The organism is Ramlibacter sp. AN1133 (genome assembly GCF_037890035.1).
Taxonomy (GTDB): domain Bacteria; phylum Pseudomonadota; class Gammaproteobacteria; order Burkholderiales; family Burkholderiaceae_C; genus Ramlibacter.
The window spans coordinates 126482-143235 of the sequence record NZ_JBBKTQ010000010.1 but is presented as its reverse complement, the minus strand read 5'-3'; the positions used below and the strand labels follow the sequence as shown (position 1 = coordinate 143235).

Annotated in this window: 13 protein-coding genes; all 13 read right to left on the bottom strand. The window is 68.9% G+C overall.

Annotation, left to right across the window (positions count from 1 at the left end):
- Positions 1-9: 9 nt before the first annotated feature.
- The 13 genes from WG923_RS16235 to WG923_RS16175 all read right to left on the bottom strand — a co-directional run bounded on the left by WG923_RS16235 (position 10) and on the right by WG923_RS16175 (position 16741).
- Positions 10-4740: a glutamate synthase-related protein gene (locus WG923_RS16235; protein ID WP_340352011.1), complete on the bottom strand. Its 4731-nt coding sequence runs from the start codon at positions 4738-4740 to the stop codon at positions 10-12.
- 89 nt (positions 4741-4829) lie between these two features.
- Positions 4830-5567 (bottom strand): REP-associated tyrosine transposase, encoded by a 738-nt coding sequence (locus WG923_RS16230; RefSeq protein ID WP_340352010.1) that lies wholly within the window; start codon positions 5565-5567, stop codon positions 4830-4832.
- A 7-nt stretch (positions 5568-5574) separates the two neighbouring features.
- Positions 5575-6450 carry a class I SAM-dependent methyltransferase gene (locus WG923_RS16225; protein ID WP_340352009.1) on the bottom strand — a complete coding sequence of 292 codons (876 nt, stop codon included), beginning with the start codon at positions 6448-6450 and terminating at the stop codon, positions 5575-5577.
- On the bottom strand, positions 6447-7004 hold the full coding sequence (locus WG923_RS16220; protein WP_340352008.1) for a DUF1415 domain-containing protein: 558 nt from the start codon (positions 7002-7004) through the stop codon (positions 6447-6449). The genes WG923_RS16225 and WG923_RS16220 overlap by 4 nt, the downstream gene beginning before the upstream one ends.
- Positions 7001-7648, bottom strand: coding sequence for a hypothetical protein (locus WG923_RS16215; protein WP_340352007.1), 648 nt, complete (start codon positions 7646-7648; stop codon positions 7001-7003). The genes WG923_RS16220 and WG923_RS16215 overlap by 4 nt, the downstream gene beginning before the upstream one ends.
- Positions 7649-7659: 11 nt before the next feature.
- Positions 7660-8889, bottom strand: a complete 1230-nt coding sequence (locus WG923_RS16210) for an MFS transporter (RefSeq protein WP_340352006.1) — start codon at positions 8887-8889, stop codon at positions 7660-7662.
- A complete protein-coding gene (locus WG923_RS16205; RefSeq protein ID WP_340352005.1) occupies positions 8886-10019 on the bottom strand; it encodes a deoxyguanosinetriphosphate triphosphohydrolase in 1134 nt (377 codons plus the stop codon). Before WG923_RS16205 ends, WG923_RS16210 begins: the two co-directional genes overlap by 4 nt.
- 16 nt (positions 10020-10035) lie before the next feature.
- Positions 10036-11139 carry a 3-dehydroquinate synthase gene (aroB, locus tag WG923_RS16200; protein ID WP_340352004.1) on the bottom strand — a complete coding sequence of 368 codons (1104 nt, stop codon included), beginning with the start codon at positions 11137-11139 and terminating at the stop codon, positions 10036-10038.
- Between the two features lie 9 nt (positions 11140-11148).
- Complete coding sequence (locus tag WG923_RS16195; RefSeq protein ID WP_340352003.1) at positions 11149-11703, bottom strand: shikimate kinase; 555 nt, start codon at positions 11701-11703, stop codon at positions 11149-11151.
- Positions 11704-11716: 13 nt separating this feature from the next.
- Entirely contained in the window at positions 11717-13363 is a 1647-nt protein-coding gene (locus WG923_RS16190) for an Ig-like domain-containing protein (RefSeq protein WP_340352002.1), read from the bottom strand.
- Between the two features lie 32 nt (positions 13364-13395).
- A complete protein-coding gene (gene pilQ / locus WG923_RS16185; protein WP_340352001.1) occupies positions 13396-15516 on the bottom strand; it encodes a type IV pilus secretin PilQ in 2121 nt (706 codons plus the stop codon).
- Positions 15513-16061 carry a pilus assembly protein PilP gene (locus WG923_RS16180; protein WP_340352000.1) on the bottom strand — a complete coding sequence of 183 codons (549 nt, stop codon included), beginning with the start codon at positions 16059-16061 and terminating at the stop codon, positions 15513-15515. The genes pilQ and WG923_RS16180 overlap by 4 nt, the downstream gene beginning before the upstream one ends.
- A complete protein-coding gene (locus WG923_RS16175; protein ID WP_340351999.1) occupies positions 16058-16741 on the bottom strand; it encodes a type IV pilus inner membrane component PilO in 684 nt (227 codons plus the stop codon). The genes WG923_RS16180 and WG923_RS16175 overlap by 4 nt, the downstream gene beginning before the upstream one ends.
- Positions 16742-16754: the final 13 nt, after the last annotated feature.

Sequence of the window (16754 nt, the reverse complement as noted above, 5' to 3'; positions counted from 1 at the left end):
CTCCGTGTCTTACTTCGCCGGCACCGGCTCTTCGTGCTTGAGGCCCACCTGCGCGTTCGTGCCTGCGCTGGCGAGGTCCACCTCGCGCTCGTACATCTCGGCCAGCGCGCGCTTGTATTCGTTGGGGAACACCTTCACGAACTTCATGCGGGCCTCGGCCCAGTTGTCCAGGAGTTCGCGCGAGCGGCGGCTGCCGGTCCAGCGGTTGTGCTCCTCCAGCAGTTTCTTGAGCAGCGCCTCGTCGGTCTGGTCGCGGTGCAGCTTGGTCTTGCCCTGGCTGGCCTGCTGTTCCGCCGTGGAGCCCACGCGCTCCAGCGACACCATGGCGGTGTTGCAGCGGCTGGCGAACTTGCCGTCCTCGTCGTAGACGTAGGCGATGCCGCCCGACATGCCGGCGGCGAAGTTGCGGCCGGTGCGGCCCAGCACCACCACCGTGCCGCCGGTCATGTACTCGCAGCCGTGGTCGCCGGTGCCTTCGACCACCGTGGTCGCACCGGACAGGCGCACTGCGAAGCGCTCGCCGGCCACGCCGCTGAAGAAGGCCTCGCCGGCCGTCGCGCCGTACAGGGCGGTGTTGCCGATGATGATGTTCTTGGTGGCGTCGCCGCGGAAGTCGATGCTGGGACGCACCACGATGCGGCCGCCCGACAGGCCCTTGCCCGTGTAGTCGTTCGCATCGCCGATCAGGTACAGGGTGATGCCGCGCGCCAGGAACGCGCCGAACGACTGGCCGCCCGTGCCTTCCAGCTGGATGCGCAGCGTGTCGTCCGGCAGGCCCTCGGGATGGTGCTTCGTCAGCTCGCCGGAGAGCATCGCGCCCACCGAGCGGTTGACGTTGCGCGCCATCTCCATGAACTGCACCTTCTCGCCGCGCTCGATGGCGGCCTTGGAGCGTTCGATCAGCAGCTTGTCGAGGCTCTTTTCCAGCTTGTGGTCCTGCTCCTCGCAATGGAAGCGCGGCACGTCGGCCGGCACCTGCGGCTGCGCGAACAGGCGGCTGAAGTCGAGGCCGCGCGCCTTCCAGTGCTGCAGGCCCTTCTTCATGTCCAGCAGGTCGGCGCGGCCGATCAGCTCGTCGAACTTGCGGATGCCCAGTTGCGCCATGATCTGGCGCACTTCCTCGGCGACGAAGAAGAAGAAGTTGACGACGTGTTCCGGCTTGCCGGAGAACTTGCGGCGCAGCACCGGATCCTGCGTGGCCACGCCCACCGGGCAGGTGTTCAGGTGGCACTTGCGCATCATGATGCAGCCCTCCACCACCAGCGGCGCGGTGGCGAAGCCGAATTCGTCGGCGCCCAGCAGCGCGCCGATCACGACGTCGCGGCCGGTCTTCATCTGGCCGTCGGCCTGCACGCGGATGCGGCCCCTGAGCCTGTTCAGCACCAGGGTCTGCTGCGTCTCGGCCAGGCCGATTTCCCACGGCGAGCCGGCATGCTTGATCGACGACCAGGGCGACGCGCCCGTGCCGCCGTCATGGCCGGCGATCACCACGTGGTCGGCCTTGCACTTGGCCACGCCCGCGGCGATCGTGCCCACGCCGACTTCCGACACCAGCTTCACGCTGACGGAGGCATGCGTGGCGACGTTCTTCAGGTCGTGAATGAGCTGCGCCAGGTCCTCGATCGAGTAGATGTCGTGGTGCGGCGGGGGGGAAATGAGGCCGACGCCCGGCACCGAGTGGCGCAGCTTGCCGATGTACTTGGAGACCTTGCCGCCCGGCAGCTGGCCGCCCTCGCCCGGCTTGGCGCCCTGCGCCATCTTGATCTGGATCTGGTCGGAGGACGCGAGGTATTCCGCCGTGACGCCGAACCGGCCGGACGCGACCTGCTTGATCTTCGAGCGCAGCGAGTCGCCGTCCTGCAGCGGGATGTCGACCTCGACGACGTCGCGGCCGATGATCTCGGCCATCGTCTGGCCCTTGCGGATCGGGATGCCCTTCAACTCCTGGCGGTAGCGCGCCGGGTCCTCGCCGCCTTCGCCGGTGTTGCTCTTGCCGCCGATGCGGTTCATGGCCAGCGCCAGCGTCGCGTGCGCTTCGGTGGAGATCGAGCCCAGCGACATCGCGCCGGTGGCGAAGCGCTTGACGATTTCCTTGGCCGGCTCGACCTGGTCGAGGGGGATCGCCTTGGCAGGATCGACGCGGAACTCGAACAGGCCGCGCAGCGTCATGTGGCGGCGGCTCTGGTCGTTGATCAGCTGGGCGTATTCCTTGTACGTGTTCCAGTTGTTGGCCCGCGCCGAGTGCTGCAGCTTGGCGATGGCGTCGGGCGTCCACATGTGCTCCTCGCCGCGGGTGCGCCAGGCGTACTCGCCGCCGGCGTCCAGCATGGAGGCCAGCACGGGGTCGTCGCTGAAGGCGGCCTTGTGCAGGCGGATCGCTTCCTCGGCGATCTCGAACACGCCGATGCCCTCGACGCGGCTGGCGGTGCCGGTGAAGTACTTCTCGATCGTGTCGCTGTTGATGCCGATGGCCTCGAACAGCTGCGCGCCGCAATAGGACATGTAGGTCGACACGCCCATCTTGGACATGATCTTCGACAGGCCCTTGCCGATCGCCTTGATGTAGTTGTAGATCGCCTTCTCGGCGTTCAGGTCGCCCGGCAGGTCCTTGTGGATCTCCACCAGCGTTTCCATCGCCAGGTAGGGGTGCACGGCCTCGGCGCCGTAGCCGGCCAGCACGCCGAAGTGATGCACCTCGCGGGCGCTGCCCGTCTCCACGACGAGGCCGGCGGTGGTGCGCAGGCCTTCGCGGATCAGGTGCTGGTGGATGGACGACAGGGCCAGCAGCGCGGGGATCGCCAGTTGCGTCGCGGACACGCCGCGATCGCTGATGATCAGGATGTTGTGGCCGCTCTTGATCGCGTCCACCGCTTCGGCGTTCAGCGACGCCAGCTTGGCTTCCACGCCCTCGTGGCCCCAGGCCAGCGGGTAGGTGATGTCCAGCGTGTAGCTGCGGAACTTGCCGTGCGTGTGCTTCTCGATCTCGCGCAGCTTCTGCATGTCGGCGAAGTCGAGGATCGGCTGGCTCACCTCCAGCCGCATCGGCGGGTTGACCTGGTTGATGTCCAGCAGGTTCGGCTTCGGGCCGATGAAGGACACGAGCGACATCACGATCGCTTCGCGGATCGGGTCGATCGGCGGGTTGGTGACCTGCGCGAACAGCTGCTTGAAGTAGTTGAACAGCGGCTTGTTCTTGTCCGACAGCACGGCCAGCGGGCTGTCGTTGCCCATGGAGCCCACGCCCTCCTCGCCGGCGGTCGCCATCGGGGCGATCAGGAACTTGATGTCTTCCTGCGTGAAGCCGAAGGCCTGCTGGCGATCGAGCAGTTCGACGTTGTTCTTGGGCGCGTCGCCCGAGGTCTCGGACAGGTCGTCGAGCTTGATGCGCAGGTTCTCGATCCACTGCTTGTAGGGCTTGGCGTTGGCGAGCGAGGACTTCAGTTCCTCGTCGTCGATCATGCGGCCCTGCTCCAGGTCGATCAGGAACATCTTGCCGGGCTGCAGGCGCCACTTGCGCACGATCCTGTTCTCCGGCACCGGCAGCACGCCGGACTCGGAGGCCATGATCACGAGGTCGTCGTCGGTCACGCAGTAGCGCGAGGGGCGCAGGCCATTGCGGTCCAGCGTGGCCCCGATCTGGCGGCCGTCGGTGAACACGATGGAGGCCGGGCCGTCCCAGGGCTCCAGCATGGAGGCGTGGTATTCGTAGAAGGCCTTGCGGCGTTCGTCCATCAGCGTGTGCTGCTCCCACGGCTCGGGGATCATCATCATCACGGCCTGCGACAGCGGGTAGCCGGCCATCGTCAGCAGCTCGAGGCAGTTGTCGAAGGTGGCGGTGTCGGACTGGTCGGGGAAGCTGATCGGGTACAGCTTCTTCAGGTCCGCCTGCAGCACCGGCGAGGACATCACGCCCTCGCGCGCCTTCATCCAGTTGTAGTTGCCCTTGACCGTGTTGATCTCGCCGTTGTGGGCGACGTAGCGGTACGGGTGGGCCAGCGGCCACTCGGGGAAGGTGTTGGTGGAAAAGCGCTGGTGCACCAGGCCCAGGGCGGAGATGCAGCGCGCGTCCTGCAGGTCCTTGAAGTAGACACCCACCTGGTCGGCCAGCAGCAGGCCCTTGTAGATGATGGTGCGGCTGCTGAAGCTGGGGACGTAGTACTCCTTGGAGTGCTTGAGCTTCAGGCGCTGGATGGCGGCACTGGCGGTCTTGCGGATCACGTACAGCTTGCGCTCCAGCGCGTCCTGCACGATCACGTCGGTGCCGCGGCCGACGAACACCATCTTGATGATCGGTTCCTTGGCGCGCACGGCCGGGGACATCGGCATCTCGTGGTCGACGGGGACGTCACGCCAGCCGATCAGTACCTGGCCTTCGGCCTTGATGGCGCGCTCGAGTTCCTGTTCGCACGCGAGGCGGGAGGCGTGTTCCTTGGGCAGGAAGATCATGCCGACGCCGTACTCGCCCGGCGGGGGCAGTTCGATGCCCCGGGCGCGCATCTCTTCGCGGTAGAGCGCATCGGGCAGCTGGATCAGGATGCCGGCGCCGTCGCCCATCAGCTTGTCGGCACCGACGGCGCCGCGATGGTCCAGGTTCTCCAGGATCTTGAGCGCCTGGGTGACGATGTTGTGGCTCTTCTCGCCCTTGATATGGGCGACGAAGCCGACGCCGCACGCGTCGTGTTCCGCGCCGGCGTACAGGCCATGTTCTTGAAGATGGGCGATTTCGGCAGCCGTGGTCATGGCGCGCACCTCAGGTCTTACGGGGAAAACCCGGAGGATAGTGCAGCGCAGCACCGCTGCCAAGCAGAATAATTGGGGTCAGATTCCAATTATTTCGGACGCACCGGAGCCTCTTCCATAATTGGGGACAGATCATCCGCCGACTTGGTGCGAGGACGCCCCGCTTGGGAGCGCGCCACCCGCCTCCCGGTGCGCCGCTGCAGGTCGGCCACGTAGTCCGGCTCACCCAGCGCCCAGCCGCGCAGGGCGGAATCGGTCAGTGCCTGCTGCTGGGTTGACGTGATCCCGCTGCGGACGAGCTCCGCGTAGGCCTGGTCGCGGGCGAACGGCGTGTTGCCGAGTTCCCAGTACAAGGGATGGGGGGTGACGAGCTTGTCGCTGCGCCGCCCCACGTAGTGCTGGTGGCTCGACCACGGATACTCCGCGGGATCCGCCACCATGCCGGCCCGGACCGGATTGAGGTCCAGGTACACCATGCAGGCCAGCAGGTAGCGCTCCGCCTGGATCAGGGTCGAGCGGTAGCGGCCTTCCCAGAGCGTGCCGCTGCGCGCGTGCCGCAGGTTGTAGTTGCGCACGTAGCGCCGCCCCACCGCCTGCATCATCTGCGGGATGGCCTGCACCGTCTCCGGCGTGGCCAGCAGGTGGAAATGGTTCGACATCAGCACGTACGCATGGAGCGCGACGCGCTGCTTGCGCGCATGCTCGTCGATCAGGTCCAGCAGCAGTTCGTAGTCCGCACTGTCGGCGAAGATGGCCTGGCGGTTGTTGCCGCGCTGGATGATGTGGTGGGGGTAGCCCGGGACGGTCAGCCGGGGAAGGCGAGCCATCCGGCGATCATAAATTGGAATCTGACCCCAATTTAGAGTCCGGCAGGCCCCCATAGCGCCGCGCCTCCAGCGCCTGCAGGCCGAACTCCGCCAGGATCGCCCGCAGCCGCTCGGCGGACGCACGCCGGCGCTGGCCCGTCCAGCGGGCCAGGATCAGCTCGTTCTTCATGCTGTGCTCCCACCCCACCAGCTCGGTGACGGTCACGGTGTAGCCCATCGCCTCCAGGTACAGGCAGCGCAGCACGTTGGTCACCTGGCTTCCGAGCTCGCGGGTGTGCAGCGGATGCCGCCACAGCTCCGCCAGCGGCGTGCGCGCCAGCGCGAGCGCCTTGTGCTCGCGCAGCGCGCTGGCCAGTTCGGCCTGGCAGCAAGGCACCAGCACCATGAAGCGCGCATGCTTGCGCAGCCCGAAGGCGATCGCGTCGTCGGTGGCCGTGTCGCAGGCATGCAGCGCCGTCACCACGTCGATCTTCTCCGGCAGCTGCGTCGCGTCGGCCGCCTCGGCCGCGCTCAGGTGCAGGAAGGACATGCGCTCGAAGCCCAGCCGCTGCGCCAGCTCGCGCGACTTGGCCACCAGCTCCGCCCGGGTCTCGATGCCGTAGATGTGCCCCACGCCGCGCGGCTGGAAGAACAGGTCGTACAGCACGAAACCCAGGTAGGACTTGCCCGCGCCGTGGTCGGCCAGCGTGGGATGGCCGCCCTCCGCCGGCAGTTCCAGCAGCAGCTTCTCGATGAACTGGACCAGGTGCAGGACCTGCTTGAGCTTGCGGCGCGAATCCTGGTTGATGCGCCCCTCGCGCGTGACGATGTGCAGCTCCTGCAGCAGCTCGATCGACTGCCCGGGCCGCAGCCCCAGTTCCTCGCGGATGTCCTTCTTCGTCATGCGTGCGGCCCGACGTCCAGCGCTTCCCAGCCCTCGGGGCCGAGACCGCGCAGCGTCTCCATGTTGGTTTCGTAGATCGCCGCCGCATCCGGGAACGCGGCGACCGCGCGGTCCATGCTGTCCTCGCGCAGCAGGTGCAGCGTGGGCCAGGGGGCGCGATTGGTGAAGTTCGTGACGTCGTCTTCCTCGGCGCCGGCGAACACGAAGCGCGGATGGAAGCTCGCCACCTGGATCACCCCCTCGAGGCCGCGCTTGCGCACGATGCGTTGCGCGCGGGCGACCACGTCGTTGAAGGTGAGGAAGTCCTCCATGCCGCGCGGGACGACCAGCAGCGTCGTGTCGCGCTCGCGCGCCGGCAGCGCCAGCAGCGCATCGAGCTCGCGCGCGAAGTCCTCCAGCACGCCCTGCCCGTCCTCGGCCATGCTCACGGCGTAGTGCACCTGCCCCTTCACGTGCACCGCCTTGGCGAACGGGCACAGGTTCAATCCGATCACGGCGCGCTCGAGCCAGCGGCGGGTGTCCGCCAGGGCGGCTGCGGCAAGGTCCGTCGTCACACGAAGTGGCTGGACTGGCCCACGATGCGCCTGGCGAGCTCGTCGAGCAGTTCGACCTGGATGCGGGCAGCGGGCCAGGTGGTCTGCACCACCTCGAAGCCGCAGGTATTGAGCAGCCGGAAATGCACCTGCCCGCGATCGTGGTCCGGCGTGGCGGTGACGGTGGCGCGCGTCTCCGTGAGGTACTCGTAGCGCACTTCGCGCAGGGTGCTCTTCTCCGGGTCGCGCACCTCGCGCCGCTCATGCTTCACCGGCCCCATCATGAGCCGGTCTTCCACGCGCTTCATCTCGGTGGGGAAGTTGACGGTGACCACTCCCGTGACCACGGCACCCGCCTGCGGCACAATGCGCCAGCCCATGCCGATGTAGTCGAACACCTCGCGGTTGCGCAGCATCTTGCGGCGCGCATCCGCCCGGAAGTCGACCTGCTTCATCGGCGGCCAGGGCGTCTTGCCGTCGAGCGACAGCTCGCGCGCGGGCGGCTGGATCACGGAAAGCTGCCGCGCCAGGTCGTCGAAGTAGTTCGCGATCACGCGGCAGGCCCGCTCGGTCTCCGCGGCGAGCTGGTCCTGCCGCTGCTCCTCCGTCGTGCGCTTGCTCTGCAGCGTCTGCGCCTGCGATCTCAGCTGGTCGAGAAATCCCATGTAACGGAATTCTAGGGCGCGCCCTGCGCGGCGGCGCTCCCGGGGGCACCATGTCCCGCGAGAAAACGGGCAATTGCCGCGGCGATGCCCATGCCGGCGAGCGCGAACGCGCCCGTGACCCACCACAGCGCATGCCAGCCGCCGGCGCGCGCCGCCGCCCAGGCCGCCAGCGGCGGGCCGACGAACTGCCCGAAAGCGGACCATTGCTGCATCCACCCGACCGTGCTCGACACGCTGCCCTCGTCCGGCGCCACCCGCACCGCCACGGAGAAAAGCGTGCCCGGCACCAGCCCGCCCACGGCGGAGAACAGCAGCACGCCGGCATAGCGCACCAGCGCGACGCCGCCCGAGGAGCCCGACGCCCACGGCGCGAACGCGACCATCGCGCCGAGCAGCATGGCGACGTACCCGCACTGCAGCAGCACGGACGGTCGCCAGCCGCGCTGCAGCAGGCGGCCGGAGCCGATGTTGCCGATCATGTTGACGGCCGCCGCGAGCGCCGTCGCCACCGCTGTGAAGGCGGTCGGCAGCCCCGCCTGCGCGTAGATCGTGGGCAGGAAGCCGACCACCGCGAGCCACTGCGCCGAGTAGGTGGCGAAGGCCGCGGAGGCGAGCCACGGCCCCCGCGAGCGCACCGTGCGCGCGATGCGCCCGCGCAGGCTGGCCGCCGCGCCGGCCACGCGCCGGTCCGCATCGGCCGGCACCAGCCACACCAGCGCCGCCGCCATGGCGCAGGACAGCGTCGCCAGCAGCCACCACCATCCCGGCCAGCCGCTGGCCGCGATGAAGGCGGGCCCGAGCAGCAGCGCGGTCGCGGTGCCGAAGGGCATGTACGCACCCCAGAGCCCCAGCATGCCCGGCAGGCGGGCCGGTTCCACCAGCCGCCGGATCAGGCCCGGCGCCGGCAGGGAAGCGAGCAGGAACCCCACGCCTTCGAGCGCGCGCAGCGCCAGCAGCGCCGGCGCAGTGGTCGCGGCGCCGCCGGCGAAGCTCGCCGCCGACAGCAGCACCAGGCCGAGGACCATCGTGCGCCGCGCGCCGATCGCGTCGGCCGCCGCGCCCATCGCGAGCCCGAGCGTCATGCCGGCCACCTGCACCAGCGACAACAGGAAGCCCGCCTGGACCAGCGACAGGTGCAGGCTCTCGCGCAGCACCGGCAGGGCCGGCGGCAGCTTGCCGATGTGGAGGGCGGCGCTGATGCCCGCCAGCACCACGACGAGGGCCGGGTCCGGCCGCTTCACGGCGACAGCAGCCGGCGGCCCGTCAGCCGCTCGTGCTCGCGCAGGGCGTAGCGGTCGGTCATGCCGGCGATGTAGTCGGCCACGGCGCGCGGCGCATCGGGCCGGGCCGTGAAGCCGGCCTGCATCTCCTGCGGCTGCGCGAGGTAGCGCGCGAACAGTTCGCGCACGACCTCCTGCGCCCGGCCGGTGGTCTCGGTCACGCGCGGGTGGCGGTAGAGGTCGTGGAAGAGGAAGTGCTTCAGCTCGGTGGCCTGCGCGCGCAGGCCAGCGCTGAAGGTCACGAGCGGCCCCATGCCGCGCGCGGCGTCGGCGCTGGCGGGGCGCGCCTGCTCGATGCGCTCGCGGGTCGCGTCTATGGCGTCGTAGACCATCGCGCTGAGCATGCGGCGGATCGCCTCGTACAGCAGGCGGCGGCCCGCCAGCTTCGGATGGTCGCGGCGCGCCTGCGCGCAGTGGTCGCCGAACAGGGGCACCTGCGCGACCTGCTCGATCGTGATCAGGCCCGAGCGCACGCCGTCGTCGATGTCGTGCGCGTTGTAGGCGATCTCGTCGGCGAGGTTGCACAGCTGCGCCTCGAGGCTGGGCTGCGTGCGCTCGACGAACCGCCGGCCGACGCCGCCCGGCTCCGCCTCCTGCAGCCGCTGCGCGTTGGCGAGCGAGCAGTGCTTGAGGATGCCTTCGCGCGTCTCGAAGCAGAGGTTCAGCCCGTCGAACTCCGGGTAGCGCTCCTCCAGCGCATCCACCACGCGCAGGCTTTGCAGGTTGTGCTCGAAGCCGCCGTGCAGGGCCATGCATTCGTTCAGCGCGTCCTGCCCGGCGTGGCCGAAGGGCGTGTGGCCCAGGTCGTGCGCGAGCGCGATCGCCTCCACCAGGTCCTCGTTCAGGCCCAGCGGCCGCGCGATCGAGCGGGCGAGCTGCGCCACCTCGATGGAGTGCGTCAGGCGCGTGCGGAACAGGTCGCCCTCGTGGTTGAGGAACACCTGCGTCTTGTAGACGAGCCGCCGGAAGGCGGTGGAGTGCACGATGCGGTCGCGGTCGCGCTGGAACTCGGTGCGCGTCGGCGGCGCGGGCTCCGGGTAGCGCCGGCCGCGGGTGGCCGCGGCGTCGCTGGCATAGGGGGCAAGCGTCATCGGCGGTGCCGCGCCGTCAGCGGGTGCACTCCGCGAGCACCTCGCGCACCAGGTCGTCCGGGGCGCCGCGCACCGCCGCCTGGCCCGGGCGCTCGATCACCACGAAGCGGATCTGGCCCGCCTCGGCCTTCTTGTCCACCCGCATCAGTTCGAGGTAGCGCTCGGCGCCCAGCGCCGGCCCCACGGTGGGCAGCCCCGCGCGGGCGATCAGCGCGGTCACCCGCTGCACGAAGGCGGCGTCGACCAGCCCCAGCCGCTGCGACAGGCGCAGCGCCATCACCATGCCGCAGCCCACCGCCTCGCCGTGCAGCCATTCGCCGTAGCCGAGGCCGGCTTCGATCGCGTGGCCGAAGGTGTGGCCGAAGTTGAGGATGGCGCGCAGGCCAGCCTCGCGTTCGTCCTGCCCCACCACGTTCGCCTTGATCTCGCAGCTGCGCTGCACGGCATGGGCCAGCGCGCGCGCGTCGCGCGCCACCAGCGCATCGACATTCGCCTCGATCCAGTCGAGGAATCCCATGTCCGCGATCGGCCCGTACTTGATCACTTCCGCGAGTCCCGCGCTCAGCTCGCGCGCAGGCAGCGTCTTCAAGGTGTCGAGGTCGCAGAGCACGCGCGCCGGCTGGTAGAAGGCGCCGATCATGTTCTTGCCCAGCGGGTGGTTGATCGCCGTCTTGCCGCCCACCGAGGAATCGACCTGCGCCAGCAGCGTCGTGGGCACCTGCACGAAGGGCACGCCGCGCATGTAGCTCGCCGCGGCGAAGCCGGCCATGTCGCCCACCACGCCGCCGCCGAGCGCGAACAGCACGGTCTTGCGGTCGCAGCCGTGCGACAACAGCGCGTCGAAGATCAGGTTGAGCGTGGACCAGTCCTTGTGCACCTCGCCATCGGGCAGCACCACGTCGAACACGGCGCGGTAGCGCGTGCCCAGGGCCGCACGCAGCGCCTGCAGGTACAGCGGTGCCACGGTGGTGTTGGTGACGATGAGGGCGGCGGCGGCCGCAGGCAGGCCGTCCCAGCTCGCGGGTTCGCCGAGGAGGCCGGCGCCGATCCGGATGTCGTAGCTGCGGTCCCCGAGCGCGATGCGGACCTGCCGGGGAGAGTCGGGAAGCGGGGCTGGCATGCCCCGAGTTTAAGCGGCGCCCGCAGGCCCTTCGTCTCGAGCGGCGCCCTCGGCGCCCCCGTCCAGCTCCAGCTGCATCAGGATCATGTTGACCAGGCGCGGCACCGAGGGCCGGCCCGTTTCGATCCGGTAGTGGGCGGCCTGCTGGTACAGCGGGTCGCGCTGGGCGTACAGCTCGCGCAACCGGGCGAGCGGGTCCGCCACCTGCAGCAGGGGCCGCGTGGTGTCGTGGCGCAGGCGCCGGTACAGCTCCTCGGGCGTGGAGCGCAGGTACACCACGGGGCCGGCGGCGCGCAGGCATTCGCGATTCGCCTCGCGCAGCACGGCGCCGCCGCCGGTGGCGATCACGGCCGCGGGGCCCTGCGCCAGTTGCGCCAGCACCTGCTGTTCGAGGTCGCGAAACGCGGCTTCGCCCTCGCGGGCGAAGTACTCCCGGATCGAGCAGCCGAGGCGCTCCTCGATCACGTGGTCGGAATCAAAAAAAGGCAGCCCGAGCCGCCTTGCAAGTTGGCGCCCGACAGTGGTCTTGCCACTGCCGGGCATGCCGACGAGGGTGATGGTCACCTCACGAGGAGACTCAGTTCGGCGACGTGCAGTCCAGCGCTGCGCCGTACGGCGGCGTGCGGAACGAGCCGTTCGTCTGGTCGCCTTCGATGAAGCCCGTGACGAAGTTCTTGGAGACCGTGCCCTCGGACCCGTTCACGCTCGTCGTGACCTTCACCGTGTACGAGAGCCAGGTTGCCACGTTTTGCGGGTACTCGACCTGAAAGGACATGCGGCCATTCGCCCCCGTCGCGTTGCTCCCCAGGAAGGACAGGGCGATGTCCGCCTTGTGCGGCTCCAGCGTGCCGTTGCCGTTCACATCTTCGACGGGGCTCGTGTCCAGCGCGCCGTTGCGGTTCAGGTCCTCGTTGGCGCAGGTGACGCGTGGCGCTGTGAACGTGGCGCCCTTATCGTAAGTGAGGATGTCCACGCTGGCGGAAATCTGCGCGCCGGAGACGGCGTTGCCGGCGGCGTCCACCACCGCCACGTCGAACTGCTTGATGTAGGTGAGGCTGTTGTTGCCACGGGCAAGCAGGTTGTTGTCGCCCAGCGTGATCGACAGCGGCTGGCTGGCGACTGTCAGCGCACCCGTGACTTGGTTCGGACAAGCGCCGTTGGCAATCGAGGCGTCGGTGAGGCCGTAGCAGGCGCGGATCGTCACGCCGTTCGTGGGGCTGGAGCGCGTACCGGCGATGTAGTCGGCGATGGCTTCACCGTTCACGTCCGTGAACACGGTGCCGTCGGCCGTGCTGAGGGCCTCCGTCGGGCCGAGAGAGGGCGACGTGACCTGGAAGCGCACGCGCACGTTCTGGACGGCCTGATTGGAGGCGTTGAGGAACTTCGCACGCAGGGCGGCCCGGTTCGTCGAGCTGCCCACGGTGTTCGGACCGATCGTGTTCGGCACGATCGCCAGGCTGGCCGAGCTGATCGGGCCCACGGCATCCGCGATGCCGCTGCCGGCACCGCTGATCACCTGCACGCTGCGCGTGCCTTGCACACCGAGAGCGGCGACCTCCACGGTGTAGGTGCCGGGGGTGGCCGGCGCCGCGCCCAGGTTGCCCGTCGCATTGCCGTTCACGTCCGTATTCACCGTGCCTGTCAGGCCCAGCGAACCGGAGAAGGTCACGGGCGTATTGACCACCGCGGCGCCGGTGGAATCCACCACCTTGACGTCGACGCGCACCGACTGACCGGGAGCCGGCGTTGCGGGCACCGGGGACACGGTGATCTGGCCGCCGGCCACAGGAACGACGGCCGTTGCGGTCTGCGTCCCCACCTTGATCGCGGCGGTGATGTTGCGGTTGGTCTTGTTGCCGCCGATCGTGATCTTGCCGGTGGCACGACCGTCGGCCCCCGTGGCAGTCGCGTCCGGGGTGAACACGCCGCTGTCGACCGAGACGCTGAACGGCACGCCGGCGACGGGGTTGTTGTTCGCGTCCAGCGCAGTCGCGGTCAGCACGGTCGAATCCGTGCCGGAGTTGTCCAGGGCAGGCTTGCTCAGCTCGAAGATCATGCTGGCCGCGACCGGGGTGGGGGTCGTGCCGCCTGTTCCGGTGCCGGTCCCCGTTCCATCGGTGCCCGTGCCGGTGCCGGTCGACCCGGGGCTTCCGCCGCCGCCGCCGCACGAGGCCAGCACACCGGCCAGGAGCAGCGCGGCCAGCGCCTTCAATTGTCGATTCATCAGAAACTATCCTCCGTCGGGTACTACTTGGGTTATCGGCCGGCAGGCTGGCGGTCCGCCACCATCTTCGGCGTGATGAAGACAAGCATTTCCTGCTTGTTCGTGTTGCGCAGCCGGTTCTTGAACAGGTTGCCCGCGATCGGGATGTCGCCCAGCAGGGGCACCCGGGTCTCGTTCTCGGTCTCGGTCAGCTCGAAGATGCCGCCGATCACGACCGTGCCGCCGTTTTCCACCAGCACCTGGGTGCGGATGTGCTTCGTGTTGATCGCGATGCCCGCAGCCGTCGTCTCGCCGCGGCTGTCCTTGTTGATGTCCAGGTCCAGGATGATGTTGCCTTCGGGCGTGATCTGCGGCGTGACTTCCAGCTTCAGCGTCGCGCGGCGGAAGGCCACCGAGGTCGCGCCGCTGGAGGTCGCCTGCTGGTACGGGAACTCGGTGCCCTGCTCGATCAGCGCCTTGGTCTTGTCGGCCGTCACGATGCGCGGGCTGGACACCAGCTTGCCCTTGCCGTCGGCTTCCAGCGCCGACAGCTCCAGGTTCAGGAAGCGGTTGGCGGCGGAACTGAAGATCGAGATCGCGAAGGTGGAGGCATTGAAGCCGCCCACGCCCGTGGCCGGCAGGTTCACGAAGTTCGTATTGACGGTGTTCAGCGCCGTGGAGCCTTCGCCCGTGGTGCCCGACACGGCATCGTAGGTGCCGCCGAAGGCCACGCGGTTGCTGCCGGCGATGGAGTAGCCCGCATCGCCGCCGCGCACGCCGCGCAGGTCGCTGCCGCCCAGGCGCACGCCCAGCGTCTTGCCGAAGGTATCGGAGGCCTCGACGATGCGCGCCTCGATCAGCACCTGGCGCACCGCGATGTCCAGCTTCTGGATCAGCTGCTGCACCTGGTCCAGCTTGGACGGCACGTCGGTCACGAACAGCTGGTTGGTGCGCGGCTCGGCGATCACGCTGCCGCGGGTGCTGAGGATGCGCGAGGAGCCGGTGCCCGTGAGCTGCACGGCGACGTCGGCGGCCTTGGTGTAGTTCAGCACGAAGCCCTGCGTGCGCAGCGGCTCCAGGTTCTGGATCGCCGCGTTGGCTTCGAGCTCGAGCTTTTCCTTCGCCGCGATTTCGTCCTTGGGCGCGATCCACAGCACGTTGCCGCTGCGGCGCATGCCCAGGCCCTTGGCCTGCAGGATGATGTCCAGCGCCTGGTCCCACGGCACGTCCTTCAGGCGCAGCGTCACGCCACCCGTGACCGAGTCGGAGGTCACGATGTTGAAGTTCGTGAAATCGGCGATGACCTGCAGCAGCGCGCGCACTTCGATGTTCTGGAAATTCAGCGAGAGCTTCTCGCCGGTATAGCCGGGCCCCTGCGACAGCCGGTTCGGGTCCTGCCGCTGCGCGCGGACTTCGACGACGAACTGGTTGTCGGACTGGTAGGCACTGTGTTCCCAGGCGCCGCGCGGCTCGATCACCATGCGCACGCGGTCACCCTGCTGGAACGTGCTCACAGTCTGGATCGGCGTGCCGAAATCCGTGACGTCCATGCGCCGGCGCAGGCCCTCGGGCAGCGTGGACTTGAGAAATTCCACAACCAGCGTCTGGCCCTGTTGGCGGATGTCCACGCCGACCTGGTTGCTCGGGAGGTCCACGACGATGCGGCCGGAGCCGTCCGGGCCGCGGCGGAAATCGAGGTCGCGGATCGGCTGGGTGTCGCGGTTGCGGCTTTCGGCGAAGGTCTGGGGCGCCGCCGGCGCCGTGCCGGCCTGCGCAACCGCGTCGAGCGTCACGATCAGCGACTTGCCGTCCACCTGCGTGCGGTAGTTGGTGGGCGTCTTCAGGTTCAGCACCAGGCGGGCGCGGTCGGGCGCCTGCACCACGTTCACCGAACGCAGGTTGCCGATGTTGATGTCGACCGCGCTGCGCCCCATGCCGTTGGTGGCGCCGGGGATGTCCAGGGCGATGCGCGCCGGCGACTGGATCGCGAAACCGGTGGGCACCGAGGTCAGCGGCTCGGTGAAGTCGATGCGCACGACCTCGACCCCGCCCTGCATGCTCCCGCGCACGCTCTCCACCGCCGGCGCTGCGTGGGCGACGCCCCAGCAGGCCGAAGCCAGGATCGCCGCGGCGGCCACGAAGGCGCGCCAGCCCCAATTCGTTGTTTTCATCATTTGGACTTCTCCTGCAGTTGCAGTGTCGAGGTTCGCTCGATCCATTCGCCGGCCGCGTCCTGCACCAGTTCGCGCAGCACGACCTCCGTCTCCGTCACCTTCGTGATGCGCCCGTAGTTCTGCCCCAGGTAGTTCCCGGGCTTGACCTGGTACAGCAGGTTGTCGACCTTCACCAGGGCCACGGGCAGGCCCTGCTTGATGAGGCTGCCCACCATGGCCATGGAGTCGAGCGGGAAGGCCTCGAGCGGCTCCTTGCGGCGGTTCAACTCGGGCTGCAGCAGGGCGGCGCTGGGCGTGCCGGTCTGCTGCGAGTCGCGCTTGAGCGCGACGACCAGCTTCTGCGAGCTGAAGGGCTCGACCGCCGACTCCTGCGTGTACGCCTGCGGCGTGAAGCGCTTGGGCTCGGGGATCGGCTGCACCTGCGGCTTGATCGAGGCGCGCTGCTCCGTCATCCACTGCTGGATCTCCTCGTGGTCCGAGGCGCCGCAGGCGGCGAGCAGGCTGGCGCCGGCGACGGCGACGGCGAGCGACAGCTTGCGGGTCATTTCTTCGCTCCCTTCGTCGCGCCCTTGCTGGTGGCCTTGCGCTGCGCGGCCACCTCGTCGGGATCGAGGTAGCGGAAGGTCTTGGCGGTGGCATCGAGCGCCAGGATGCTGCCGTCCTTGGTCTGCTGGATGTCGAGGTTGTTGAGCGTCACGATCCGCGACAGGTGGGCGATGTCCGAGGCGAACGCGCCGATGTCGTTGTAGCGGCCCTGCACGCGCACGGCGATGGGCAGCTCCGCGTAGTACTCCTTGACGCTCACCTGCCCCGGGCGGAACAGGTCGAACGTGAGGCTGCGGCCCAGGCCGGCCTGGTTGATGTCGGACAGCAGGGCGTCCATTTCGGCCTTGCTCGGGAGCTGCTTTTCCAGCTGCGTCACGTACTGCTGCACCTGCTCGCGCTGCTTGCGCAGGGCGTCGAGGTTCACCGCCTGCGTGAGCTTCTTGCGGTAGTCCTCGCGCAGGCCGGCTTCCTTCTTCTGTTCCGCCTCGAGTTCGTCGGCGGAATTCGTGAGCCACACGAACCACAGCGCGATGACGATGGCGGCCATGACGGCCAGGCAGACCAGCAGCTTGGGCACGAGCGGCCACGAGGCCGGGTCGTTCGGGTTGAGGCCCCGGAACTGCGAGGCGATCTTTTCCTTGAGGGCAGCGGTGTCGACGGAAGGTACGGCGGTCGCCATGGTTCAGTCCCTG

What these genes read in the sequence shown, in the direction of transcription:
- WG923_RS16235 (WP_340352011.1), bottom strand. Translation starts at nt 4,740, where the DNA reads ATGACCACGGCTGCCGAAATCGCCCATCTTCAAGAACATGGCCTGTAC.
- WG923_RS16230 (WP_340352010.1), bottom strand. Translation starts at nt 5,567, where the DNA reads ATGGCTCGCCTTCCCCGGCTGACCGTCCCGGGCTACCCCCACCACATC.
- WG923_RS16225 (WP_340352009.1), bottom strand. Translation starts at nt 6,450, where the DNA reads ATGACGAAGAAGGACATCCGCGAGGAACTGGGGCTGCGGCCCGGGCAG.
- WG923_RS16215 (WP_340352007.1), bottom strand. Translation starts at nt 7,648, where the DNA reads ATGGGATTTCTCGACCAGCTGAGATCGCAGGCGCAGACGCTGCAGAGC.
- WG923_RS16205 (WP_340352005.1), bottom strand. Translation starts at nt 10,019, where the DNA reads ATGACGCTTGCCCCCTATGCCAGCGACGCCGCGGCCACCCGCGGCCGG.
- aroB (WP_340352004.1), bottom strand. Translation starts at nt 11,139, where the DNA reads ATGCCAGCCCCGCTTCCCGACTCTCCCCGGCAGGTCCGCATCGCGCTC.
- WG923_RS16190 (WP_340352002.1), bottom strand. Translation starts at nt 13,363, where the DNA reads ATGAATCGACAATTGAAGGCGCTGGCCGCGCTGCTCCTGGCCGGTGTG.
- pilQ (WP_340352001.1), bottom strand. Translation starts at nt 15,516, where the DNA reads ATGATGAAAACAACGAATTGGGGCTGGCGCGCCTTCGTGGCCGCCGCG.
- WG923_RS16180 (WP_340352000.1), bottom strand. Translation starts at nt 16,061, where the DNA reads ATGACCCGCAAGCTGTCGCTCGCCGTCGCCGTCGCCGGCGCCAGCCTG.
- WG923_RS16175 (WP_340351999.1), bottom strand. Translation starts at nt 16,741, where the DNA reads ATGGCGACCGCCGTACCTTCCGTCGACACCGCTGCCCTCAAGGAAAAG.